This window comes from Pseudomonas sp. LBUM1655 (assembly GCF_059716085.1).
In genome coordinates, this window is record NZ_CP166801.1 from 5,088,739 (window position 1) to 5,111,204 (window position 22,466).

General features: G+C 56.2%; 25 protein-coding genes. 10 read left to right on the plus strand and 15 right to left on the minus strand.

Annotation, left to right across the window (positions count from 1 at the left end; translation table 11 throughout):
• Nucleotide 1 precedes the first annotated feature (1 nt).
• Complete coding sequence (locus ACA074_RS22710; protein WP_497677849.1) at nt 2-1,327, minus strand: S-type pyocin domain-containing protein; 1,326 nt, start codon at nt 1,325-1,327, stop codon at nt 2-4.
• A gap of 1,035 nt (nt 1,328-2,362) precedes the next feature.
• On the opposite strand from ACA074_RS22710, the gene ACA074_RS22715 reads away from it, so the two are divergent.
• Nucleotides 2,363-2,965, plus strand: a complete 603-nt coding sequence (locus tag ACA074_RS22715) for a hypothetical protein (protein ID WP_497677850.1) — start codon at nt 2,363-2,365, stop codon at nt 2,963-2,965.
• A 265-nt stretch (nt 2,966-3,230) separates the two neighbouring features.
• Here ACA074_RS22715 and ACA074_RS22720 read toward each other — a convergent pair whose 3' ends face one another.
• Nucleotides 3,231-3,587 carry a DUF7079 family protein gene (locus tag ACA074_RS22720; protein ID WP_497615309.1) on the minus strand — a complete coding sequence of 119 codons (357 nt, stop codon included), beginning with the start codon at nt 3,585-3,587 and terminating at the stop codon, nt 3,231-3,233.
• A gap of 74 nt (nt 3,588-3,661) precedes the next feature.
• Nucleotides 3,662-3,922: a DUF6429 family protein gene (locus ACA074_RS22725; RefSeq protein WP_497615310.1), complete on the minus strand. Its 261-nt coding sequence runs from the start codon at nt 3,920-3,922 to the stop codon at nt 3,662-3,664.
• A gap of 229 nt (nt 3,923-4,151) precedes the next feature.
• Between ACA074_RS22725 and ACA074_RS22730 the strand changes: the two genes are divergently transcribed.
• Entirely contained in the window at nt 4,152-4,481 is a 330-nt protein-coding gene (locus tag ACA074_RS22730; protein ID WP_489878767.1) for a hypothetical protein, read from the plus strand.
• A gap of 19 nt (nt 4,482-4,500) precedes the next feature.
• Here the strand turns inward: ACA074_RS22730 and ACA074_RS22735 are convergent, their stop codons facing one another.
• Both ACA074_RS22735 and ACA074_RS22740 read right to left on the minus strand, forming a co-directional pair.
• Complete coding sequence (locus ACA074_RS22735) at nt 4,501-4,869, minus strand: PH domain-containing protein (protein ID WP_187677962.1); 369 nt, start codon at nt 4,867-4,869, stop codon at nt 4,501-4,503.
• A 45-nt stretch (nt 4,870-4,914) separates the two neighbouring features.
• Nucleotides 4,915-5,661 (minus strand): hypothetical protein, encoded by a 747-nt coding sequence (locus ACA074_RS22740; protein ID WP_497658057.1) that lies wholly within the window; start codon nt 5,659-5,661, stop codon nt 4,915-4,917.
• 119 nt (nt 5,662-5,780) lie between these two features.
• Between ACA074_RS22740 and ACA074_RS22745 the strand changes: the two genes are divergently transcribed.
• The 5 genes from ACA074_RS22745 to ACA074_RS22765 all read left to right on the plus strand — a co-directional run bounded on the left by ACA074_RS22745 (nt 5,781) and on the right by ACA074_RS22765 (nt 9,714).
• On the plus strand, nt 5,781-6,146 hold the full coding sequence (locus ACA074_RS22745; protein WP_187677964.1) for a hypothetical protein: 366 nt from the start codon (nt 5,781-5,783) through the stop codon (nt 6,144-6,146).
• 101 nt (nt 6,147-6,247) lie between these two features.
• On the plus strand, nt 6,248-6,985 hold the full coding sequence (locus tag ACA074_RS22750; RefSeq protein WP_497677851.1) for a hypothetical protein: 738 nt from the start codon (nt 6,248-6,250) through the stop codon (nt 6,983-6,985).
• A gap of 72 nt (nt 6,986-7,057) precedes the next feature.
• The gene (locus ACA074_RS22755) at nt 7,058-8,977 is read left to right on the plus strand and encodes an alkaline phosphatase D family protein (RefSeq protein WP_497677852.1); all 1,920 of its coding nucleotides are present in this window, start codon (nt 7,058-7,060) and stop codon (nt 8,975-8,977) included.
• A 231-nt stretch (nt 8,978-9,208) separates the two neighbouring features.
• On the plus strand, nt 9,209-9,463 hold the full coding sequence (locus tag ACA074_RS22760) for a type II toxin-antitoxin system prevent-host-death family antitoxin (protein WP_086791676.1): 255 nt from the start codon (nt 9,209-9,211) through the stop codon (nt 9,461-9,463).
• Complete coding sequence (locus tag ACA074_RS22765) at nt 9,460-9,714, plus strand: Txe/YoeB family addiction module toxin (protein ID WP_489878763.1); 255 nt, start codon at nt 9,460-9,462, stop codon at nt 9,712-9,714. The genes ACA074_RS22760 and ACA074_RS22765 overlap by 4 nt, the downstream gene beginning before the upstream one ends.
• A gap of 8 nt (nt 9,715-9,722) precedes the next feature.
• Here ACA074_RS22765 and ACA074_RS22770 read toward each other — a convergent pair whose 3' ends face one another.
• A complete protein-coding gene (locus tag ACA074_RS22770; protein ID WP_497677853.1) occupies nt 9,723-10,895 on the minus strand; it encodes an aspartate aminotransferase family protein in 1,173 nt (390 codons plus the stop codon).
• 102 nt (nt 10,896-10,997) lie between these two features.
• On the opposite strand from ACA074_RS22770, the gene ACA074_RS22775 reads away from it, so the two are divergent.
• From ACA074_RS22775 to ACA074_RS22785, 3 genes are all read left to right on the plus strand, one after another.
• On the plus strand, nt 10,998-11,903 hold the full coding sequence (locus ACA074_RS22775; RefSeq protein ID WP_401271877.1) for a LysR family transcriptional regulator: 906 nt from the start codon (nt 10,998-11,000) through the stop codon (nt 11,901-11,903).
• Between the two features lie 54 nt (nt 11,904-11,957).
• The gene (locus ACA074_RS22780; RefSeq protein WP_497677854.1) at nt 11,958-12,374 is read left to right on the plus strand and encodes a GNAT family N-acetyltransferase; all 417 of its coding nucleotides are present in this window, start codon (nt 11,958-11,960) and stop codon (nt 12,372-12,374) included.
• Between the two features lie 131 nt (nt 12,375-12,505).
• Entirely contained in the window at nt 12,506-13,210 is a 705-nt protein-coding gene (locus tag ACA074_RS22785) for a hypothetical protein (RefSeq protein ID WP_497677855.1), read from the plus strand.
• Between the two features lie 69 nt (nt 13,211-13,279).
• On the opposite strand, the gene ACA074_RS22790 is transcribed toward ACA074_RS22785, so the two are convergent.
• The 9 genes from ACA074_RS22790 to hmpA all read right to left on the minus strand — a co-directional run bounded on the left by ACA074_RS22790 (nt 13,280) and on the right by hmpA (nt 22,337).
• Nucleotides 13,280-13,771 carry a RidA family protein gene (locus ACA074_RS22790; RefSeq protein ID WP_497677856.1) on the minus strand — a complete coding sequence of 164 codons (492 nt, stop codon included), beginning with the start codon at nt 13,769-13,771 and terminating at the stop codon, nt 13,280-13,282.
• Nucleotides 13,772-14,180: 409 nt separating this feature from the next.
• Nucleotides 14,181-15,068, minus strand: coding sequence for a heme o synthase (gene cyoE, locus ACA074_RS22795; RefSeq protein WP_187677974.1), 888 nt, complete (start codon nt 15,066-15,068; stop codon nt 14,181-14,183).
• 10 nt (nt 15,069-15,078) lie between these two features.
• Nucleotides 15,079-15,414 carry a cytochrome o ubiquinol oxidase subunit IV gene (cyoD, locus tag ACA074_RS22800; protein ID WP_007916940.1) on the minus strand — a complete coding sequence of 112 codons (336 nt, stop codon included), beginning with the start codon at nt 15,412-15,414 and terminating at the stop codon, nt 15,079-15,081.
• Nucleotides 15,414-16,037 carry a cytochrome o ubiquinol oxidase subunit III gene (gene cyoC / locus ACA074_RS22805; protein ID WP_187677975.1) on the minus strand — a complete coding sequence of 208 codons (624 nt, stop codon included), beginning with the start codon at nt 16,035-16,037 and terminating at the stop codon, nt 15,414-15,416. The genes cyoD and cyoC overlap by 1 nt, the downstream gene beginning before the upstream one ends.
• Before the next feature lie 3 nt (nt 16,038-16,040).
• Nucleotides 16,041-18,071, minus strand: a complete 2,031-nt coding sequence (cyoB, locus tag ACA074_RS22810; protein ID WP_042560959.1) for a cytochrome o ubiquinol oxidase subunit I — start codon at nt 18,069-18,071, stop codon at nt 16,041-16,043.
• A gap of 3 nt (nt 18,072-18,074) precedes the next feature.
• Nucleotides 18,075-19,016, minus strand: coding sequence for a ubiquinol oxidase subunit II (cyoA, locus tag ACA074_RS22815; protein WP_201236894.1), 942 nt, complete (start codon nt 19,014-19,016; stop codon nt 18,075-18,077).
• An 825-nt stretch (nt 19,017-19,841) separates the two neighbouring features.
• A complete protein-coding gene (locus tag ACA074_RS22820; protein ID WP_187677977.1) occupies nt 19,842-20,351 on the minus strand; it encodes a disulfide bond formation protein B in 510 nt (169 codons plus the stop codon).
• A gap of 25 nt (nt 20,352-20,376) precedes the next feature.
• Nucleotides 20,377-20,937, minus strand: coding sequence for an ester cyclase (locus ACA074_RS22825; RefSeq protein ID WP_187677978.1), 561 nt, complete (start codon nt 20,935-20,937; stop codon nt 20,377-20,379).
• Between the two features lie 218 nt (nt 20,938-21,155).
• Nucleotides 21,156-22,337 (minus strand): NO-inducible flavohemoprotein, encoded by a 1,182-nt coding sequence (gene hmpA, locus ACA074_RS22830; protein ID WP_497677857.1) that lies wholly within the window; start codon nt 22,335-22,337, stop codon nt 21,156-21,158.
• Nucleotides 22,338-22,466 lie beyond the last annotated feature (129 nt).

A 22,466-nucleotide genomic window follows, 5' to 3' on the forward strand; every position in this document is an offset into this window, starting at 1 on the left:
CCTACTTTCTCTTGTGAAGGTCAATGTGGTTTCGTGGGGTATTCACCCTCAAGTTATCCGCGTCGTACACCGCCCCACCGTCTACGATTCGTTCGACATGGTGTATTTCGAACGTCACCCGTTTTCCTACCGAATCTCTGAATCGAACCGTAGGCGCATTACCAGTTAGCACACGCGCCTGATCGTCCTCGCTCAGTTGGCTAAGTAACTCCGGGTCGTTACTTACAGCTTTCCAAAAAGCCCGCCTGAAGCTATCGAACGTTCCGAAACTTTGGCCTCGCAATGCGTCCGCTATCCGCTTAGGGATTGGCGCACCAAGCCCGACACCAGCATCTGCGAGCCAGACCCCTGTTACATCCTCGCCCCTCCCTGTAGCTATCCCCGGCGCATGACGGGCACTGATAACGATGTACAGCGGCGAGATACCGGAGTCAGCCGGGAACACAAGGATGAAGTCTTTGTATTCATCGGGGTAGATCGGGCTGACGATGATGTTATCTGCCTGTTCCGTAGGCGGATAAATCCATATTTGGGGTGTTTGGGGTGCGCCCTCTAACGGTGGAATTCCTGAGGAGCTGGATGGGTCAATGGCTGGCGTCCAAATCAGCGTTACCCCGTTGCCAAAGTCTGCCACCTGCTGAGAACTTTGCTCAACGAATTGCACCACCGGAATCATCTCCCAGTCGGTGCGCTTCTGAGTGTTGTACCCGTATCCCTTCAAGGTGCCATCTGCTTGCTGTTCGACATGTATCCGAACGCGTGTGCGGCCTTCTTTAAGGGATTTGAGCTGTTCGTCTGTATATAGGCTGCTATCGCCCAGGCTCGACGGCCACATCATGGCGACAATACCTGCCAAAGTACCAGCAGCCACACCCGCAGTGAGTACCCCCGATCCACCAGCGGCCCCAGTTGCAGCAGTTTCAGTGGCTACAACAGCACCAGCAGTGCACAAACCACCACAGGAGACAGTAGCGGCTGATGCGGCAGCTCCGCCTAAAAGAAGCGTTCCCAGCGTTGCAGGTATTGAACCGCTGATTTTCTTGAGTGGAATGTTTCCCTGTGCGTCCGTTTCACGGCCACCGAGAATGGCGAACTCACCATAATTGCCTACCTTCTCAACAGGGATGAAGCCAGACGGTTTTTTGTGATCGATCACACCGTCAGGCAGATCGCAGCTCTTGGCGAACACACATCCCAAACTCTTTGGTTTGGATTGGTCTTTGGTAGGAATGTCCTTGTACTCAGCCCAACGCTGGGCATGAGTGTCTACAGGTTCTACGCCGCTGTAGCGGTGGCCTTTGGGGGCGTTTGGCACGTAGCCGCTCAATCCTTGATTCCTTATCCGTGTAAGTGCAATTCCTTAGATTGCAAATGATACCCGGTACAGCCCGCTCCCTTGAATACCGGCAGAAGGCCATAGGGATGCACAGATAACCTTCGTAGGGTTTATTGGACTAACCGTCGATCCGTGATGGGAGAACAGATCTTGTTTTTCTCGGTTGATCGATTGGCGGCATGGCAGCCGGTAACACTATCAATCAGGTATGAAGAGTAAGCAAAAAGCATCTGTATTTGGCCGTCCGCTTATTGAGGCGCACAGTGCTGTGTGACCGGCTGCGGACCATGTCCGATTCAGCACGCAAGCTAAAAACGTTACACCTTTTGTAATTGTTACACCGAGAACCTCAGGGGGGCGCGAGACAGTGTAACGCCTATTTTATCTAATAAAATCAATAGTTTGAATAGAAACGCTACACCTGTAACACCAGTTACACGTCGTTTTGTGTACATTCGCCCCGCCCCCCATTAGCAACGCGTTCCACCAGCGAAGATATTCCGGCAGGAGCCGGGGTCCCCTGAGCAAAAGAGACATATACGGGGTCGGAAACCCGCCAGACTTTGTTAGCGGACAGGTGCCCAGCTTAGTGAACAGGTGAACCGGGTGAACACACAGTTCACCAGTGCAATTGCACAAGATGGTGAGAGGGCACCGGGGACCCTGAGCATTTCTGAATGACACGGGGCACATAACCCGCGCGATCTTGACAGTGGCTGATTTTTCTACATTGGTTGACAGGTTGAGTCGGTTGACAGCCCAAGGTGTCCATAATCATCAACACAAAAGGCCATCGTTACCGATGCGGTAACGATGGCCTTTTTTCAGCAGTATTCTTTCGATTTCAACGCCTGAAATTTCAGTAACTTTGAAATCCTTCCACTAACACAGTCCCGCGGGTTTCCGACCCCGTGTTGAAGGGAATCTCTCAGGGGCCCCCGGTGTTTTTGGCGCATTCGATAAGATCCGGCACCGATTCTGTTACGTACCTAGACTGTCACCTAGAAAATTCAGAGGTACTCTCGTATGGAAACGTTAGAGATACAACAAATGCTCCTCGACGTCGGCGCTCTCTCCCAGCACGAAGCAGCACATTATGTGACAGCTTCAGCACTTGGCTTCGATGCTACGGAGATCAGGCTGCACTACCAGATTCAGCCACGTGCGCACCGAGGTAAAGCGCACGCTGACTACAACATACGCTGCGAATCACTGAGCGAGCTGCATACGCTCATGTCGAACAGAGTGATCATTGCTTTGTCGGGGGCGATGGGAGAGGCGATTGATCGTTCCACCTATAAGGTGAACGGCGTGAATGCCTACAAGATTCTTGAGGAAGGAGCGACAGGTGCTGGCCAAGATTTCGCGGTGGCGAAGGAGCTTGTCAATTTGATACACAACTCCTCCCCTGTGGTAGCGAACGTGATAACAGGGAAGGATCAATCCTCCAGAGACCTACTCAACGATTTCCTTGGCACCGCACTTGTCCTGGTAGAACTAAATGCGGAGACCATTTGTGTTATCGCTGATGGTCTTGCAAAACGAGTAATGGAGAGCCAAGGGACGGGGGTATTGCAAAAATTTGAGATCGAACAATTGCTATCACCGCGTGCTCAGGAACAACCCTAGCCGGTTTGACCTTGTATCCCCACTTGTATCCCCATCGTTATAATATCGCCGCAAGCCCCGAATTATATGGAGCTCGACAGTCTCCCTCGGGCACCAAAAATTAAGAAAGGTCTTGCTTAGCAAGGCCTTTTTTTTTTCGTCTGCAATAAAGCCCCCCTTCACTCATTTGCCACCAGCTCACCTACGATCAGACTGGCCGTGCGTTGAAACCGGACGAAAGTGTTGATCGCTAAAAGCAAAGATTTCTAAAACCCTAATCACAAGTTCAAAGTCTGCTGGCGATTTCTTCCCACATATAGTCGTAGTTGTATTTCAGCCAACGAACCAGCAACTTGTCGAACTGCCTGCGAAACCAATTACGCTGCCGCGCCGCGAGCCTTTCCTCTATCGCGGCCCTGAGCCAATCAGGGTCAAAACCTGTCCAGACAGTGGGCAAGACCACCGCAATGTTCGTAAAGCACACTGGCGCTACTTCCGAATAAAAAATCTCATAGAGCACCGCTGGATCGACGCCTTTGAGCTGACGTGCGACGTAGTCGTAATCAGTTGGAAAATGGTTGAAAGGTTCGGACAGTGCGGCTCTGATGTTTGTCAGTTGTGGTTCAGTCAGAAAATGTCCCAATGCTAAAATTCCTCCAGTTCCTCATCTAGCGAGTCGGCGACGAGTCCTCTCGCTACAGTCGGCGTAGCAGTGACTCAGGTGTCGGAACTGGATACAGGCTCAGGTTGAGCACTCCCTCCAAACAACCGCTCGGCAATCTGCCGACCTCGCTCCAGGCCCTCCTCCGTCAACCAGATCGACTTGTTCCTGTTCACCGGGTTACTGATGAAACCCTGCTCATGTAATCGATTCATGATTTCGAAGTCGAAGCCTTTCCAGGCATTGCCGTCATCGGAACTGAGCGCTGCCAGCAAGGCAAGCACGGCGTCGTCCATCAGTTTGTTGTCGTATTCCATGGTCGTCGCTCCGCTCGTATCCAAGAGTTAACGTCGAGTTGTCAGGGCTCACCATAATACTCGCCGATCTTCCGAGGGAAATGGCGTTCGATCCAGTAAAGGTTACTGATCGGCTTCAGCGTGCCCAGTCTCGCCTTTGGGCTGCACTTGTTGATCCCTCTCCGTATAATCACGTCCATCTGAAAACAGCCCGCCATCTTTTTCTGAAGGACATCGCTAAAGGCACACCATGGAAACGTCACTGGAAACAGTCGCCCTTTTCTCCCTCAAACTCGCTTACGAGGAAGAAGGCCTGAGCCCGATTTTGCGGGACGACATGGTCATGGGTGATTATCAGAAAGACGTGTTCGAATTGCTGGTGCGCCGGGGTGATGTCGAGACCATTCAGTTCAAAGTGAATGAGTGCCTGGATTTGGCGATGAATGCATTGGGCGGTGTCGAGAAACCGTTGGGGCGGGAGCTGCACAAGCTGTCAGCCGATTTCAGCCAGGCGCAATCGCTGGAGCAGCTTGATCAGCCGCTCCTCGCGCTCAAGGGTTACTTGAAAGACATTCTTTGACTGACCGCCCTGAGCGTTCTTACAACAGATGCTTAGAGATGTACTTCGAAATCTCGACCATCGAAGTCTTCCCGGTGAATTCGAACTTCACCTTCCCCAGAGACGAAAAGTAAATCTCCAGCTCCGAATCCAGATCAAACGTCCCTGATGTCTCCACGGAGTACGCGACGATGTTTTTGTACGGCAGCGAAGTGAAATCCTTCTTGCTGCCAGTGATGCCCTGGACGTTGACGGCGATGATGCGTTTGTTGGTAAACACCACGCCGTCGCGCATGGCCTTGTAGGAGTCGATCACTTCTTCCCCGTCCAGCAACAGGGCGGTGACGCGTTCGGCGTATTCATTGTTCTGCTTGAGTTTGAAGAAGCCTTTGTTGTTGAAGTCGATCATCTGCTCATCCCTTTATTCAAGAAAACATCCAAGTGTTGACGCAACTTAACGACGGGCTTTCAGCACCCGAATATCCGTCGGAAAACCATCCGCACCGACAATATTCTTCCATCCCAGATACTGAAACTCCCCTCTTTCATCGATGTAGTCACCCTTCTCCACCGCTCGGCCACCCATGATCGCCACGCGCTTTACCTCCCCACAACCGCCATCCGAAGGCCTGACCGTGTAGATCACATACGGCTTAACATACTGCGTCGCGCGGAAGTATTGGCCGCAGACTTCGTCGACGGTGATCAGCATGGTTTTCAGGTGTGCTTCGCCTTCGGTGTCTTCGTGCAGTTTCAGGAAAGAAATGTCACCGACGTCGCTGAAGCCGAGGGAGCGCGCGCGTTGGTATTCGGGGGAGTTCTGGTGGGCGATCCGACCCTCCTGCACGCCACGTTCCATTTTCGCGGCGAACTCGGCTTTGCCTTGGGCGATCATCGCCTCAGCCTGGGCGGCGACGTTTTCGCATTGGGCGAATTCGGCGGAACCTACGTGATCGGGAGTCAGGTTCGAGCGGTGCTCATTCATGGTTCGCAGATTGCTTTCCAGAGCAACCATCATCTCGTAGGCACTGGTTCGACCGCTCTGCACGTCGGCCAGTTTTCCCTGCACTTGCTGGCAGTTGCCGGCGTAATACTTCCAGCTGTTTTCCGGGTGTTCTTGCCAGGCGGCGAATGCCGGGGTCAGGGAAAAGCCCAGAGTGAGTGCACAAAACAGGCGCAAGGTTTTAGTGATTGCAGGCATGTGTAGTCCGTTACGAAGATAAGGGCAGTGGCGTGACGCTACTATTTTGATATCTTGCCGTCCACTTTCGCTGGAGGCGCACCAACCGCCTCTGCTATCGCGCACTCAGGAATGAATCAATGGATGCTTTGTTGTGCTTGCTGGTAATGGCCGGAACCTGGACGTGGGTCGTGAAGCAACGGGGTGAGTGGAATTTGTTACTTGCCAACCTTGCCGGTGCCGGAAGTGCCGTGGTGACTGGAATCGTATTCACGCTGATTTATGGCGGGGTCATTGGCACGACGATGGCGACGTCAAACCTGGATCGCAGCCTGGTGGTAATCATGAACAGCGCCGGGGTGTTGGCGGGTGTATGGATGTGGGTTGCCCATCGCCGTCAACCGGAGCATCCGGTCGCACGTCAGTTGCTGGGCGCACTGTGTGGTTTCGCCGCCGGATTTACCACGCTGGCGTTCCTTGCAGTGAATTATTTCCCCGGTTCTTGATAGCGCAGCGCTTCGATTTTGATATCTTGCCGTCCATCTTCAGGGCTCATCATCTGCTGCGCACTGTTTTCAGGTTTTTGAAGGTTTAAGGAAAGGATCAAATGGAGTTTTTGCGTTTTCTGGCGTTTGTCGCGGCCTGGGGTTTCATGTGGCGCTGGGTGGTGAAGAACCGCGGTAGCTGGAATATTTTCTACGGCAACATTGTTGGCGCTGCGGGTGGTTTCATTGTTGCGATGGTGGTGCTGTCGATCACTTTATCGCTGTTTCCTTCGTCGCATGACTACGAGGCGGCGCAGGCTGAAAACACGCAGGTCGCCGAGCCGACCTCCCTATTGCCTGAGGCCGAGTCAGTCACGCCCGCTGCCGAGCTGAAGGATGCGCCGGTTTTTGCTGCCATCGAGCCGGACGACAAGCCCTCTCCCGCCGACTCCGCATTGCTGCCGAACTACGCCAGCCGGGCGCCGAAATCAATCGGGTTACAGACCGTGCTGGATCAAAGCGACTATCAGGGTCGCATGGCCCTGGCAGCGCTGAACAAGAAATTGCGCGGCGATGCACAGGCCGACAAGTCGATGATCGCGTATGTCATGTGCAGCCCGTTCGTGACCAGCACGTTGCGCTTTCCCAACTCGGCGCGCTTTGCTGACAGCAAAGGCCTCGTCAGCCATCGCTTCAAGGATCAGGTCTACACCTTCAGCAACACCGTCACCGCGCGCAACATGAACGGCGACGATGTGAAATACCATTTCGATTGCTCCGTGCAGGAGCAGCCGAGAGTTGATGCGATTCCTGCCGAATGGCGCCTGCTGGGCCTGAAGCTGCAAAAAGCGGACTCTTAAGTCTGACTTAAGCGTTCAAGGCGCCGGCTGCGCTATCATCGCCGGCCTGTGCGCCTTGAGCTTTGTCCCCGGATGTCCCCAACACTTGATGAGCTGACCCCGTTGCCTCCTGTTCTGGCTGGCCCGTTGATCCGACGGCTGGAGCCCAAACGCCTGGTACTGTGGCTGGTTGCTACACGCCCGCTGTCGCTGACCTTGCGCTTGCAGGGTGTAGGAAACATTCCTCTCGATGCCGAGAAATGCGCAGTCATTGCCGTGGGCAGTCGAGCGTTCGTTCATCTCATCGATGTCAGACTCGAAAACGCCCTGCCCCTCGACGAATTTATCGACTACGACCTGCTGATTGATGACCAGGACGGTATCGCCGATTGGGCGCCGCACCTGTTGTATGGCGGCGCTACGTGTCCAAACTTCGTCGTGCGCTCACGCATCGATCAGTTGCTCCACGGTTCCTGTCGCAAGCCACATCACCCGGCGGCGGACGGTTTGCTCTGTGTCGATCAACTGTTGGCCGCCGAAACCGATCCACAGCAACGCCCGGCTCTGTTGATGATGAGCGGCGATCAGGTCTACGCCGATGACGTTGCCGGGCCGACGCTACGGGCGATTCATGCCTTGATCAAGCGCCTCGGCCTGTTCGACGAACACCTCGAAGGTGCCGTGGTCAGCGACAGCGCCAAGCTTTACGAACACCCGGCCAGTTACTACCACCGCGCGGATTTGTTACCGGCGCTGGAGAGCAACGAGACTCTGCGTGAGCGATTTTTCGGCGGCGCGCGTAAGCCGATTTTCACCAGCAGCAGCGCCGACAATCACCTGGTAACGTTCGCCGAAGTCATGGCGATGTACTTGCTGGTGTGGTCGCCGGTCGCGTGGACACTGATCAATCCGGCAGCGCCAACGCTCACGCCCGAACGGCTCAAGCGTTACACCCTCGAACAAACTCGTATCGACGCCTTCAAGGTTGGCCTGAGCAACGTCGCCCGAGCACTGGCGCATCTGCCGAGCCTGATGATTTTCGACGACCACGACATCACCGATGACTGGAATCTGTCCGCGCAATGGGAGGAAACGGCCTACGGCCATCCGTTCTCCAAACGCATCATCGGCAACGCACTGATCGCTTATATGCTGTGCCAGGGCTGGGGCAACAACCCGGATGCCTTCAAGGATGTACTGGAGAAAACCCGAGGTCTGATCGCCAGCGGCGATGATCACTACCTCGACAGCCCGGTACAGGACGATCTGATCGATGACCTGCTGCGCTTTCAGAACTGGCATTTTGTGCTGCCGTCCAGTCCCGCGCTGGTAGTCCTGGACACTCGTACTCGACGCTGGCGCAGCGAGTTGGCGCTCAAGCAACCGTCGGGTCTGCTCGACTGGGAAGCCTTGAGCGAGTTGCAGCAGGACCTGCTTGATCACCCGTCAGCAATCATCGTTTCGCCCGCGCCGATCTTTGGCGTGAAGCTGATTGAAACCGTGCAGAAGATCTTCAGTTGGTTCGGTTATCCACTGCTGGTCGACGCGGAGAACTGGATGGCCCATCGGGGTGCGGCGCAGGTGATCCTGAACATCTTCCGACACACGCGTACGCCAGGTAACTACGTGGTGCTGTCCGGCGATGTGCATTATTCCTTCGTCTACGAAGTGCTGATCCGACACCGCAAGGCCGGCCCGCGGATCTGGCAGATCACCAGCAGCGGCATCAAGAACGAATTTCCGCCGGCGCTGCTGGAATGGTTCGACCGGCTCAACCGCTGGCTCTACTCACCGCGCTCACCCCTGAACTGGCTGACCAAACGCCGGCGCATGCGCATCGTGCCGTACACGCCGGACCATGCTGAAGCAGGTGAGCGCTTGTGGAACTCGGCGGGGATCGGGCAGGTGTTTTTCAATGAGCAGGGGCAGCCGCGAGAGATCATTCAGCACAATTCGAATGGCGCGGCGAAGACGCGGATGCTGGCGCCGGATTTGACGGATTATCCGGACTGACGCACGACCCTTTTCCTACACTGAGGCTGCCACATGACGACAGTGTGATGGCTATTCAGGGTTCGCGACCGAGGATAGGGATTACAACTTTCTCAGAAACGTCTGCAGAATTCTTGAGTGATACTGAAGTTGCTCGCAAAAAGTCCATTTGCGAAACAACCACTGGTAGGTATCACCTTGTCATCATGTACTCATTTCTGTACGTTCTTTGCATCCAGCGAGGACTACAACATGCAAACCATCAACTACACCACAGCCCGTGCACACTTGGCAGAGACGATGGATCGGGTCAATGAAGACCGAGCACCACTTCTGGTAACCCGTCAAAAAGGTGAACCTGTCGTAATGATGTCTCTGGCTGAGTACAACGCACTCGAAGAGACAGCCTACCTGCTGCGCTCTCCGGCCAACGCCGAGCGGTTGATCAAATCGATTGGTGAAATGCGCGCTGGAAAAGCCAAAGTCAGGCAATTGATCGAAGAATGAAAATCGAGTTCACCCCAACAGGCTGGGAAGACTACTTGTGGTTTCAGCAGAACGATAAGGCCGGGCTCAAACGTATCAATCTGTTGATCAAAGCAATCCAGCGCGAACCGTTCGAGGGAGTAGGTAAACCTGAACCGCTCAAGCACAACCTGAGCGGCTTTTGGTCACGACGAATAACTGCCGAGCATCGTTTGGTATATAGGATCGAAGGCGGAGAAATTTGCGTCATCACCTGCAAATACCACTACTGATCACTCGCTCAGTCTCTATCCAACGCCCGCCCGACACCTCTGACAATCATCCCCACCTCACGCTCATCAATCGTCAGCGGCGGCAGCAGCCGTATGGTCTTGCCGCGTGTGACGTTGATCAGCAGCCCATGATCCCGCGCAGCGATCAATGTGAGATCGCGAATTGGCTGTTTCAACTCGATACCGATCATCAATCCCTGCCCGCGAATCGCCAGCACATTGGGGTTGTCCGCCAGTTCTGTGCGTAACCGAGCCAACAGACGCTCACCCTGCACCCGCGCATTTTCCAGCAAACCCTGCTCTTCGATGATATCCAGCACCGTGCATCCCACCCGACAGGCCAGCGGATTACCGCCGAACGTACTGCCATGGCTGCCCGGCGTGAACAGATCTGCTGCCCTGCCCCGCGCCAGGCAAGCGCCGATGGGTACGCCGTTGCCGAGTCCTTTGGCGAGCGTCATCACGTCCGGGACGATGCCTTCATGCTGAAACGCAAACCACTGGCCGGTGCGACCGATGCCGGTCTGGATCTCGTCGAGCATCAGCAGCCACGCATGCCGATTGCACAGTTCACGCAGGGCTTTGAGGTAATTGGGCGGCGCCAGTTGCACGCCGCTTTCACCTTGAATCGGCTCGACCAGAATCGCCACGATCCGCTCACCGTGCTTGCGCTGAATATTCTCCAGTGCGGCGAGATCACCGAATGGCACTTTGATGAAATCCCCCGGCAGCTCATTGAAGCCCAGGCGTACTGCCGGGCCGTCGCTGGCAGACAACGTACCGAGTGTGCGGCCATGAAACGCGTTGGCCATCACCACCACCAGCGGCTGTTCGATACCTTTGCGCCACCCGTACAGCCGCGCCAGTTTCAGCGCGGTTTCGTTGGCCTCGGCACCGGAGTTATTGAAGAACGCCCGCTCCATCCCCGACAACACAGTCAGCCGCTTTGCCAGTTGTAGTTGCCAGTCGATGCTGTACAGATTGGAGGTATGCAGCAGCAATCCCGCCTGCTCGCTGATCGCCGAAACGATCCGCGGATGCGAGTGGCCAACGTTGGTTACCGCGACCCCGGCAACCGCATCCAGATACTCGCGACCGGCCTGATCCCACAGTCGGGTGCCCAGGCCCTTGGTGAAACTCAGGGCCAGCGGTTGGTAGGCGTTCATCAGGGCGGCGGTCATGACTTCAAACTCCAGTGAAGGTCGGTGTGCTTGCAGTATGGTTAGCCACCAGAACTGGATAAACTCGGCAAAACTTCAATCATTTAAAAGCAGAGCTTGATAATGGATCTGTTTCAGTCGATGAGCGTTTACATCAAAGTTGTCGAAGCGGGGAGCATGACCGCGGCCGCGTTGCAGTGCGATATGTCGACGACGATGGTAGGCAATCACCTGCGAGCCCTGGAGCAACGGCTCGGCGTGCAACTGCTGCAACGCACCACGCGGCGGCAGCGACTGACCGAGTTCGGCAGCGTTTACTACCAGCGTTGTCTGGACGTATTGGGGCTCGTGGCGGACTCCGAACGACTTGCCGAACAGGCCCTTGATGAGCCGCGTGGCATCCTGCGAATTACCGCTCCCCTGACCTTCGGCGTTGAACGCATGGCTCCGGCGCTCAGTGAGTATTCCCTGCAATGGCCGCAGGTCAAACTCGACGTGGTGCTGACCAACAGCCGCCCGGACCTGATGGAAAACGGCCTCGATGTCGCCTTCCGGCTGGGAAACTTCGAGCAGTCCAACCTGATTGCGCGGCCATTGATCGACTACACCCTGACGGTCTGCGCATCGCCGGAATATGTGGCACGACGCGGCATGCCCCTCACACCGCAAGACCTGCAACAGCATGACTGCCTGTCCTTCGCCTACCCTACCGGTGATGATTGGCAATCAGTGGAAAAGCGCTGGCGCCTCAGTGGTCCGGACGGAGAAATCATGGTCGACGTCAGCGGCCCGATGCTGATCAACAGCTCCGCCGGCTTGCATCAGGCCGCACGCACCGGTATGGGCATCGTGATGCTGCCTGACGCGCTGGTGGAACAGGACCTGCGCGACGGCAAACTGGTCACGGTCATTCCCGACTACCAACCGCCCAGTCGCCCATTGCACTTGCTCTACGCCCCGGATCGCTATCGACTGCCGAAGCTGCGGCGCTTTGTCGAATTCGCGATGAAAGCATGGGGCAGATCCTGACGACGGACGCCCGAAGCAGACTCAAACCAACGCTGACAAAGGACTCGACAGCCAATGAACAACGCACTCACCGTACGCGATCTGCAACCCGCCGAAGTGGAATCGGCCAGGCGCTTTCTAGGCCTGCACGGCTGGGGACATCGCACGGGCGCCGCCGAATATTTTGCCCAACTGATCCAGAACTCCCAGCGTACCGCCGTCGCCTTCAAGGACGGGCAAATCATCGGTTTCGCCCGAGGCATCACTGACGGTTTATCCAACGGTTATCTGTCGATGGTGGTGGTTGACGGCCAACATCGGCGCGAAGGCGTTGGCCGCGCACTGGTCGAACATGTGATGGGCGACAACCCCGATATCACTTGGGTGCTGCGTGCCGGTCGTGAAGGTGCTGAGGCGTTTTTTGCCAGTCTGGGTTTTGAAACTTCGGTGATCGCCATGGAGCGCCCACGCTTGAAACAGAGCGAGCACTGAGCAAAGGGCAAAAAACTCGACCGGCAGACTGTTGCTCCGTGACAACGCCACCCCACTCCCCTAAATTAGTCGACCTGAAAAAGCCCCGCGCTTGCTCATCTCCACTCAAGTTAAAAAGTAGTGAAATTTCAATGTCCGATTTCAACACCGCTGAATCCGTAGTCACCGAATCGTCCAAAGCGGAATACGAAAACTCCATCAATCTTTCACAACACCTGCCACAAGCCAAAATCATCAGCGAGATGGTGCTGGACGCTTTTCAGTCGACCCGCGAAAGCGACCAGATCCGCGAACTGCGCACCGCGATCCGTCAGGCACACGACCGCTTCGACGACGACAAGGCTTACGAACTGATGGGTGAACTCAAGGCCCTGAAGGACGCCGAAGCCGCGGACATTGCCGCGCTTGAAGACCTGAGCAGCAAGTTCTCGATCGGCCGAATCCTGTCCAGCTTCAAGGACGATCCGGCGTTCCAGGAAATCGTTTACGGTCTGGCGCTCAAAGTGCTGAACCATACGCATCAGGCGATCAGCAACCCGAGCGGCGGCAAGAGCAAAGCGGCACGGGCGAAGAAAGAAGTCGAAATCTTCACCATCAGCAAGGACGGCAGCAGCGTGACCCTGCCACTGCGCACGCCACGTTCGCGCCTGAGCGTTGATCGTGAAGCGCTGGAATTCCTCGGTTTCACCTTCGTTGGTGAAGGCGAAGAAGCTGAAATCGACGGCGAAACCTTCGTCGACAACGCCGGCACTGAACACGCGGTCAACCGCAAGAACATCATCACCGCCCTGCAACAGCAGACCGCGTTCGATGGCTACAGCATCGCCGCGCAGTAATACGGCAACGCTGACAGAAAAGCCCCGCACTGAGATTCAGGCGGGGCTTTTTGTTTTCCGGCGGGCGGGTTATGCGTCGGCGTGCAATGCCGCAATCATGTCGACTTCGATCGCCGCGTTCTTCGGCAACTGATAGACACCGACCGTGGTGCGAGTGTGGCGTCCGGCATCGCCGAGCACATGACTGAACACGTCCGATGCACCGTTGGCCACTTCGCTCAGGTCAACAAAGTCTGGGGTGGACTTCACGTACACCGTGACCCGCAACAACGCCCGGATCTTGTCCAGCGACCCCACCGCATCGACGATCAACGTCAGACACCGCATCGCACTGATGCTGGCAGCGGCCTGCGCATCCTTGAGGGTCAACTCAAGGCCAACGCGGCCGGGGTACTGAATCTTGCCATGGGTGCGCGGCACCATGCCGCTGATGTACAGCTCATCGTGATGTCGGATCAGCGGCGCGTAATTGCCGCCGGCGGTGTTCTCGCCGTAGATGTCGTAGTTGAGCTCTTGTGCCAGGGCAATGAAGCGTTCGTCGCAGGTCATCCTCTCAGTCATTTCGCCCAGCCTTTTGATTGATGCGTAAGAAACGCAGGTTGAGACCGATGCACGCCGTGAAGTTGACTCGATACCGGTCATCGATTTAGTTGGATCCAAATCTAGGTCTTTTACTAATTGATAGCAACCTGCCTCCACCGAAGCCCTGGATATCTGTCCTCGCGACATTGCCATCTCCTCGACTCCTTGCATTAACTCATCAAACAAATTGCGCGTCATCCCGTCCGCTCCATCAAAAACTAGTCGACGGGATCGTATCGAAAGGAAAATCTTCTAGCGGTAGGAGAACTCCGTGTTGAAAGAGAGCTCTTTCCCAAATGAAAGTGTTCGCCGGTGCATATCCAAATCACACCCAACAAAAAACCCCGCACATCTCTCGATGGCGGGGTTTCTTGTACAACCTGAAACCTTACGGCGCGTACGTCAGCAGCAGCTCGCTCGGCACCTTGAAGTCCAGGGACATCATGACGCTCAACGCGGTGATGGTGAAGATCGAGAACACGAACAGCTTGCGTGCCCAGACCGTGTCATCCACTGCCTTGTAGCCGGTCCAGGCCATGTACAACCAGTACATGCCCATGGCCGCGGCGACGGCGAGGTAGCTCATGCCGGCGTAGCCGCTGAAGGTCAGCATCAAGGTCGCCACGAGGAACGCCAGGATGTAGAGCAGGATGTGTTTCTTGGCCACTTGAATCCCGCGCTTCACTGGCAACACCGGAATCGATGCGGCCAGGTAATCGTTGAAGCGGAAGATCGCGATGGCGTAGGAATGCGGCATCTGCCACAGGCTGAACATCACCAGCAGGACCAGCGCGGCCATGTCGAAGCTATTGGTTACGGCGACGTAACCGATCACTGGCGGCATGGCGCCCGACAGACTGCCCACCAGCGTGCCGTGAACCGACTTGCGCTTGAGGTACAGGCTGTAGAAGCCGACGTAGATCACGAAGCCGATTACCGCGAACAGGGCGGCCAACGGGTTGGCCACCTTGTACAACAATGCAACGCCGAGAACACCAAGGATGGTCGCGTAGACCAGGGCCAGTTTCAGGGAGATCAAGCCCTGGACCAGCACCCGGTTTTTGGTGCGTTCCATCTTCAGGTCGATGTCGCGGTCGATGCAGTTGTTGAACACGCAACCGGAGGCTACAACCAGGGAGGTGCCGATCATGGCTGCCAGAAACACCGCCAGATCGACATGCCCTTTCGAGGCCAGGAAGAACCCGCCTGCCACAGAAAGCACGTTACCGAAAATGATCCCCGGTTTGGTGATTTGGATAAAGTGCTTGAGCGACATCGGGTCTACCTCACTTCGCCATCATGTACGTGTGGATGCTGAACATGATCCACAGCGACAGGCCAACCAGCAGCACGATCACGATGGCCGTGAAGACAAACGCGATCACGTTGTTACGCTGAGCGATGGAACGGTCCAGGTGCAGGAAGTAATAAAGGTGAACAATCACCTGGATCACTGCGAACAGCAGAACGATTGCCAGCGTCGTCGCCTTCGGCAGGCTCGGGTACATCACCAGGCCGAACGGGATAACGGTCAGGATCACCGACAGGATGAAGCCAATGGCGTACGACTTTACGCTGCCGTGGCCAGCATCATGGCTGTCATGGGAGTGTGCATTAGCCATTACAGAGTCCCCATCAGGTAAACAACGGTGAATACGCAGATCCACACCACGTCCAGGAAGTGCCAGAACAGGCTCAGGCAGCTCAGACGGGTCTTGTTGGTCGCCGTCAGGCCGTGCTTGTTGACCTGGTACATCATGATGCCCATCCAGATCAGACCCGCGGATACGTGCAGACCGTGGGTACCGACCAGGGTGAAGAACGCGGACAGGAAGCCCGAGCGGCTAGGACCGAAGCCCTCGGAGATCAGCAGGTGGAACTCGTTGATCTCCATGGCGATAAAGCCGGCGCCGAGCAGGAAGGTCATGAACAGCCAACCCAGAACCTGCTGCTTTTTACCTTTGAACAACGCCAGCATGGCGAAGCCGTAGGTGATCGAACTGAACAACAGCAGAGCGGTTTCGCCCAGCACGTATGGCAGTTCGAAGATTTCGTGGCCCGACGGGCCACCGGCAACGTTGTTTACCAGTACTGCGTACACCGCGAAGATCGACGCAAACAGAATGCAGTCGGTCATCAGGTAGAGCCAGAAACCGTATACGGTCATCTCGCCCGAGTCGTGGTGATGGTCATCGTGCCCATGTTCACCATGGGCGTGTCCGGCATTGGTCACTAAATTCGACATGGTTTAAGCCTGTTCCAACGAGGTTTCAACACGGGTGGCACCGGCCGGGATTTTCCCTGCCGCAACCAGACGCTTGTGCTGCTCGGCTTCGATGCGCTCGATCGTTTCAACCGGAACCATATAGCCCTGGTCGTCACGTGCAGCGTGGATCACGAAGTAGACGACAGTGCCTACCAGGCTCGCGATTGCCAGCCACCAGATGTGCCAGATCATTGCGAAACCGAAGACGGTCAACAGTGCGCCCATCACCACGCCAGTGGCGGTGTTGTTCGGCATGTGGATCGGCTCGTACTTGGCCGGACGCTGGTACGCAGTACCGTTTTCCTTGGCTTCGGTGAACGGGTCGATGCAGTCAGCCTTAGGCAGCACAGCGAAGTTGTAGAACGGAGGTGGCGACGAGGTCGACCATTCCAGGGTGTGTGCATTCCACGGGTCACCGTGATCGCAAACGTTCTCTGGCTTGTTGCGGTCACGCACCGACACGTACAGCTGGATCAGTTGGCAAGCGATACCGACAGCGATCATCACCGCACCGAACATGGCAACGTACAGGTACGGTACCCACTCAGGGTTGGTGGTGGCGTTCAGACGACGGGTCATGCCCATGAAGCCCAGTGCATAGAGCGGCATGAACGCGACGAAGAAGCCCGAGATCCAGAACCAGAACGCTGCTTTACCCCAGCCTTCGTGCAGCTTGAAGCCGAACGCTTTCGGGAAGTAGAACGCGAAACCTGCGATGTAACCGAATACCGCACCGCCGATGATCACGTTATGGAAGTGCGCGATCACGAACAGGCTGTTGTGCAGAACGAAGTCAGCACCCGGGATGGCCAGCAGTACGCCGGTCATGCCGCCGATGGCGAAGGTCACCATGAAGCCCAGCGTCCACAGAACCTGGCTGGTGAAGCGCAGACGGCCCTGGTAGATGGTGAACAGCCAGTTGAATAGCTTCACACCCGTCGGGATGGAAATCAGCATCGTCGCCAGACCGAAGAAGGCGTTGACGCTCGCACCCGAACCCATGGTGAAGAAGTGGTGCAGCCAAACCATGAAGCCCAGTACCGAGATCGCGCCCGAAGCGTAGATCATCGAGTGGTGGCCGAACAGTTTCTTGCCGGTGAACGCCGAGATCACTTCCGAGAAGATGCCGAATGCCGGCAGGATCAGGATGTATACCTCAGGGTGGCCCCAGGCCCAGAACAGGTTGACGTACATCATTGGATTGCCACCAAGTTCATTGGTGAAAATGTGGAAATCCATGTAACGGTCAAGGGTCAGCAGTGCCAGGGTAGCGGTCAGGATCGGGAACGAAGCCACGATCAGGACGTTAGCCCAGGTGCAGGTCCAGGTGAAGATCGGCATGTCCATCAGCTTCATGCCAGGGGTACGCATTTTCAGCACGGTGGCCAGGAAGTTGACCCCCGTCAGCGTCGTACCTAACCCGGATAGCTGTAGCGCCCAGATGTAGTAATCCATCCCCACGCCAGGACTGTATTGCAGGCCCGACAGCGGTGGATAAGCAACCCAACCGGTCTTGGCGAATTCGCCGACGCCCAGGGACAGGTTGATCAGCACAACGCCGGATACCAGCAGCCAGAAGCTCAGGGAGTTCAGGAACGGGAACGCAACGTCACGCGCGCCGATCTGCAGCGGCACTGCAAGGTTCATCAGGCCGGTGAAGAATGGCATCGCCATGAAGATGATCATGATCACACCGTGAGCGGTGAAGATCTGGTCATAGTGTTCAGGCGGCAGGTAGCCAGGCGAACCCTCGGTGGCCATGGCCAACTGGGTACGCATCATGATGGCGTCGGCAAAACCGCGCAGCAGCATGACCATGGCGACGATGATGTACATCACGCCGATTTTCTTGTGGTCGACCGACGTCAGCCACTCGGTCCACAAGTAAGTCCACTTCTTGAAGTAAGTGATTGCAGCGAACAGCGCCAGACCACCGAGGGCGATCATGGCGATGGTCACCATCACGATCGGCTCGTGGAATGGGACTGCTTCCCAACTTAATTTACCAAACATCGTTTACTCCTCTGCCCCGGCAGCTGAATGCGAACTCGAGTCAATTTCCGTGGCCGCCACTTCTTTCTCTTTCTTCTCGTGCTTCAGCGGCTTGCCCGGCTTCATACCTTCGTACTTGTCGACGATGATCTGGAACTGGTTCGGCGTGACCGAGGAGTAGAGCTCGACTGGGTTGTTCTGGCTCGGCTTGGCAAGGGCTGCGTATTCAGCCTGATCAAGCTGTTTAGGTGACTTCTTGACTTCACTTACCCAAGCGTCGAAATCTTCCTGAGTGGTTGAGATGGCTTTGAACTTCATGCCGGTGAAACCCGCGCCGCTGTAGTTGGCGGAGATACCGTCCATTTCAGCGTTGCGGTCAGCGATCAGGTGCAGCTTGGTCTGCATGCCCGCCATCGCGTAGATCTGGCCGCCCAGGCCCGGGATGAAGAACGAGTTCATCACGGCATCGGAGGTGATCTTGAAGTTGATTGGCGTGTGCGCCGGGAACACGATCTTGTTGACCGTGGCAATGCCTTGTTCCGGGTAGATGAACAGCCACTTCCAGTCCAGCGCGACCACTTCGATGGTCACAGGCTTGACGTCGGATTGAATTGGACGATACGGGTCCAGTTCGTGGGTCGAAATGTAAGTGATGTAACCCAGGGCAATGATGATCAGCACCGGGATGGTCCAGACCGCCACTTCGATTTTGGTCGAGTGCGACCATTTCGGGGTGTAGATGGCGTCTTTGTTGGAGGCGCGGTACTTCCAGGCGAACAGGAAGGTCATGACGATGACCGGCACCACAACCAACAGCATCAGCAGGGTCGCGGTGATGATCAGGTTGCGCTGTTCCAGGCCAACCTGGCCCGTTGGATTGAGCAAGGTCATGTTGCAGCCTCCCAGCAACAACGTGCCGAGCAGCGGCACTAGGCCTAGTAATCTGGGGTACCTGTTTTTACTCATCTCACGACCTCTAAAGCAGCTTGCGCAATGCAGTTGGGTTTTGATCGCCAACACTTCACCCTGCCAAGGGTTGGCATTTTCTTTGGATTGAATAAGGGCCGCCCGTCGCGCGTCAGACGCTCGACAAAACCTGGGACAGCGGTCAGTTCTTATTCGAATTCGTGGTCAAAGGCCTTGTTACAGACCAATTCCATTTGGTGCGGAAAGTTGGAAGGCACCGACACCTGGGTGTCTTGAAAGCCTCACGACTTACTCGACACCCGACTTCCTGCTCGCCTCCTTAATAAAGGCTGAACAGTGCCGGGAATTCAGTGCGGGCGATTGTAGATAGGTAGCGCCCTATACACCATGTCTTATCCCGAAATAATTTTTATCCGTTCGAGCAACAATCCATCGTCATTTTTGCAAAAGTGCCGCATGTTATCGAAATCGATTCTCAACAAAAACACCAAATTTTGTAGGTGTACACGCCTCAGTTCAGACAGCTCTGAAGGCATTTCCTGAATGCCGGATCAGCGCAAAGCCCGATACCCCAAGGCTTCTGGCCATTTGCCTGCGCTTGTTAAAACTGCCTGATCTGGCACACGCGTGCAAAAGCCAAAATTCAATGAAACTGACCAATCCTTTTTTGTAACAGCGCACCAATCCGTGTCGCTGCGACGGCCTGCGACACGGTCTGTGTGACAACATGTCGCACATCTGCCGCACCCTCCCTTGCCGTTCGTCACGGTGTTTTCACAAACACCCTGAAATGCAAAACGCCCCGATTTGCTGAACCGCAAATCGGGGCGTTTTCTGTATCGGCCAATCAGCCGAATAGTTGACTCAGCGCAGTGCTTTTCGGTTACGCGAGGTCAGCAGTGGCACTAGAATCACCACCAGCACGAACGCCACCAGCGCCCATTGCGCCAGCGACAGACCGAGGATCGGCGGGTACGGGGTCGAGCAGAAACCGTCGACCTGGAAGCCCAGCGGGAAGATCTTCGCCAGCGGCAGATCATCGACAATCGGCTGCAACACGTCGATACCGCAGCTCACCGCCGGATAGAACTGGGTGTACACGTGATGCCCCGCCACGCCGGCACCGGCAATCGCGCAAATCACCACCAGCGCTTCGAACACGGTGATGCTGCGTTTGGTCCGCATGGCCGCGCCAATGAACGCGAACAGCGCGATCAGCAGCAACGCATAGCGCTGCAAGATGCACAGTGGGCACGGCGCTTCGCCGAGCACGATCTGCATGTACAGCGCGCCACCAATCAGCGCCAGGCAGATGATGCCCAGCAGCACCAGAAAGCGCCGCTCACGTCCCAGTCGAATCGTTTCCTCGCTCATCGCGTTTCCCTTATATGTCCATGGTTCAGCTGGCCGGCGGCTGCGCTTGCAGTTGCGCCATCAGGCTGATGTTGTCTTCGATATGCCAATTGGCCGCAATGCGACCGTTGTCGATCTGATAGATATCGGTTGCCCGGAAGTCTACACGCTGACCCTGCCCTTTGAGAGCCTTGAACGTGCCAGTGAAATGCCCGCGAAAGTGCAAATGCACTACCACGCGATCACCGGCGACGATCATTTGCTCGATCTCGCAACTCAAGTCCGGCACCGCCGTGCGAAAAAACTTCGACGCCAGCAATGGCCCGGTCGGCCCCTGCACCCGGCCTTCGGGTGGGGTCTTGTCGACAAATTGCGGCGACAAGGCGGCGGTGGCCAAGGCCTCTTCACCGCTGTTCCAGAAACTGCCATAACGCCGCGCCGCCAGCTCCATGGCTTGCGCCTGTGCCTTGGGCAGGCTCTGATCGACAATCAGGGTCTGCGGTTTGATCAAGGCCGATTCGGCAGAGGCAAACGGACTGGCCAGCAAAGCGGCCGACAGGCCCAGAGCGGCAAGGCTGAAATGACGGGACAAGGTGAGGTGCGACATGAGGGCGATCCTGATCAGGTAAACGAACGAGCGCCTATCATCAGCATCGGGGAATAAACGATAAACCGGTTAAGAAACGATTAACCTTTAAACACTTTTTACGAATCAGGATCGTGTAACGGCAATCGCGAGCAGGCTCGCTCCCACATTGGATCTGCGTTGAACACAAATCCTGTGGGAGCGAGCCTGCTCGCGAATGAAGGCGACGCGGTTTCAGATCACTCCAAAGCAGCAGCCGGCCCGAAGAACTCATACCGGCTCTGCTTCTCCGGCACACCCAGTGCTTTCAAATGGCGCTTGATCGCCCCCATGAAACCTTTCGGCCCAAGGAAGTAAGCGTCGACATCACGCTGCGCCGGCAGCCACTCGCCAAGCAACTCCTCGCTCAACAGGCCGACCTTGTCCGCCGCCGGGCTCACGCCGTCATCTTCGGCGTAGCAGTAGAAACGCTTGAGCTGTGGATGACGTTCGGCCAACTCATCAATCCAGTCGCGGAACGCGTGGACGCTGCCATTGCGCGCGCAGTGGATAAAATGCACCGGACGCTCAGTCTCCAGCGCCGCCTCCAGCATCGCCAGCGTCGGGGTGATACCGACACCGCCACTGATCAGCACCAAAGGCTTGTCGCTGGCGGTCAGGGTGAACTCACCCGATGGCGGGAACAACTGAATGCTCGCGCCGACATGCAGTTGATCGTGCAAATAATTGGAGGCTCGGCCCCCCGGTTCGCGTTTGACGCTGATGCGGTACTGACCATTGTTCGCCAGTGCCGACAGCGAGTAGTTGCGGCGGATTTCTTCACCGTCGAGGATCAGCTTCATACCGATGTACTGACCCGGCTCGGCTGCGAGGATCGGGCCTTTGTCCGCTGGCTCGAAGTAGAACGAAATGATTTCCGCGCTCTCCTCGACCTTGGCCGCCACAATGAACTCCCGCGCCCCGCGCCAGCCGCCGACGGCTTGCTCTTTCTGGTCGTAGATGGCGGTTTCGGCGCCGATCAGGATATCAGCCAGTTGCCCGTAAGCCGCGCCCCAGGCACTCATCACTTCTGGCGTGGCGATCTCTTCGCCGAGCACTTCGGAGATGGCGCGCAGCAGGCAGGCACCCACAATCGGGTAGTGTTCCGGGAGGATTTGCAGAGCTACGTGCTTGTTGATGATCTTCGCCACCAGATCGCCCAACTGGTCGAGCTGATCGATATGCCGCGCGTACATCAACACGCCGTTGGCCAAGGCACGCGGTTGGTCGCCGCTGGCCTGGTGGGCCTGGTTGAACAACGGGCGGACTTCCGGGTATTCGGCGAGCATCATGCGGTAGAAGTGAGTAATCAACGCTTCACCACCGCTTTCCAACAGAGGCACGGTGGATTTGACGATGGCACGATCCTGGACGCTAAGCATAAGGTTGACTCCTGAGCTTCATTTAAAAGTTACCTAAGGCTTATCAGCTTCCGTGCCAATTAATTTATTCATATAAATCAGTAGCTTAAAAAAATAGTAGTCAAATCGACTCAAAGCTCTTTATAGTCA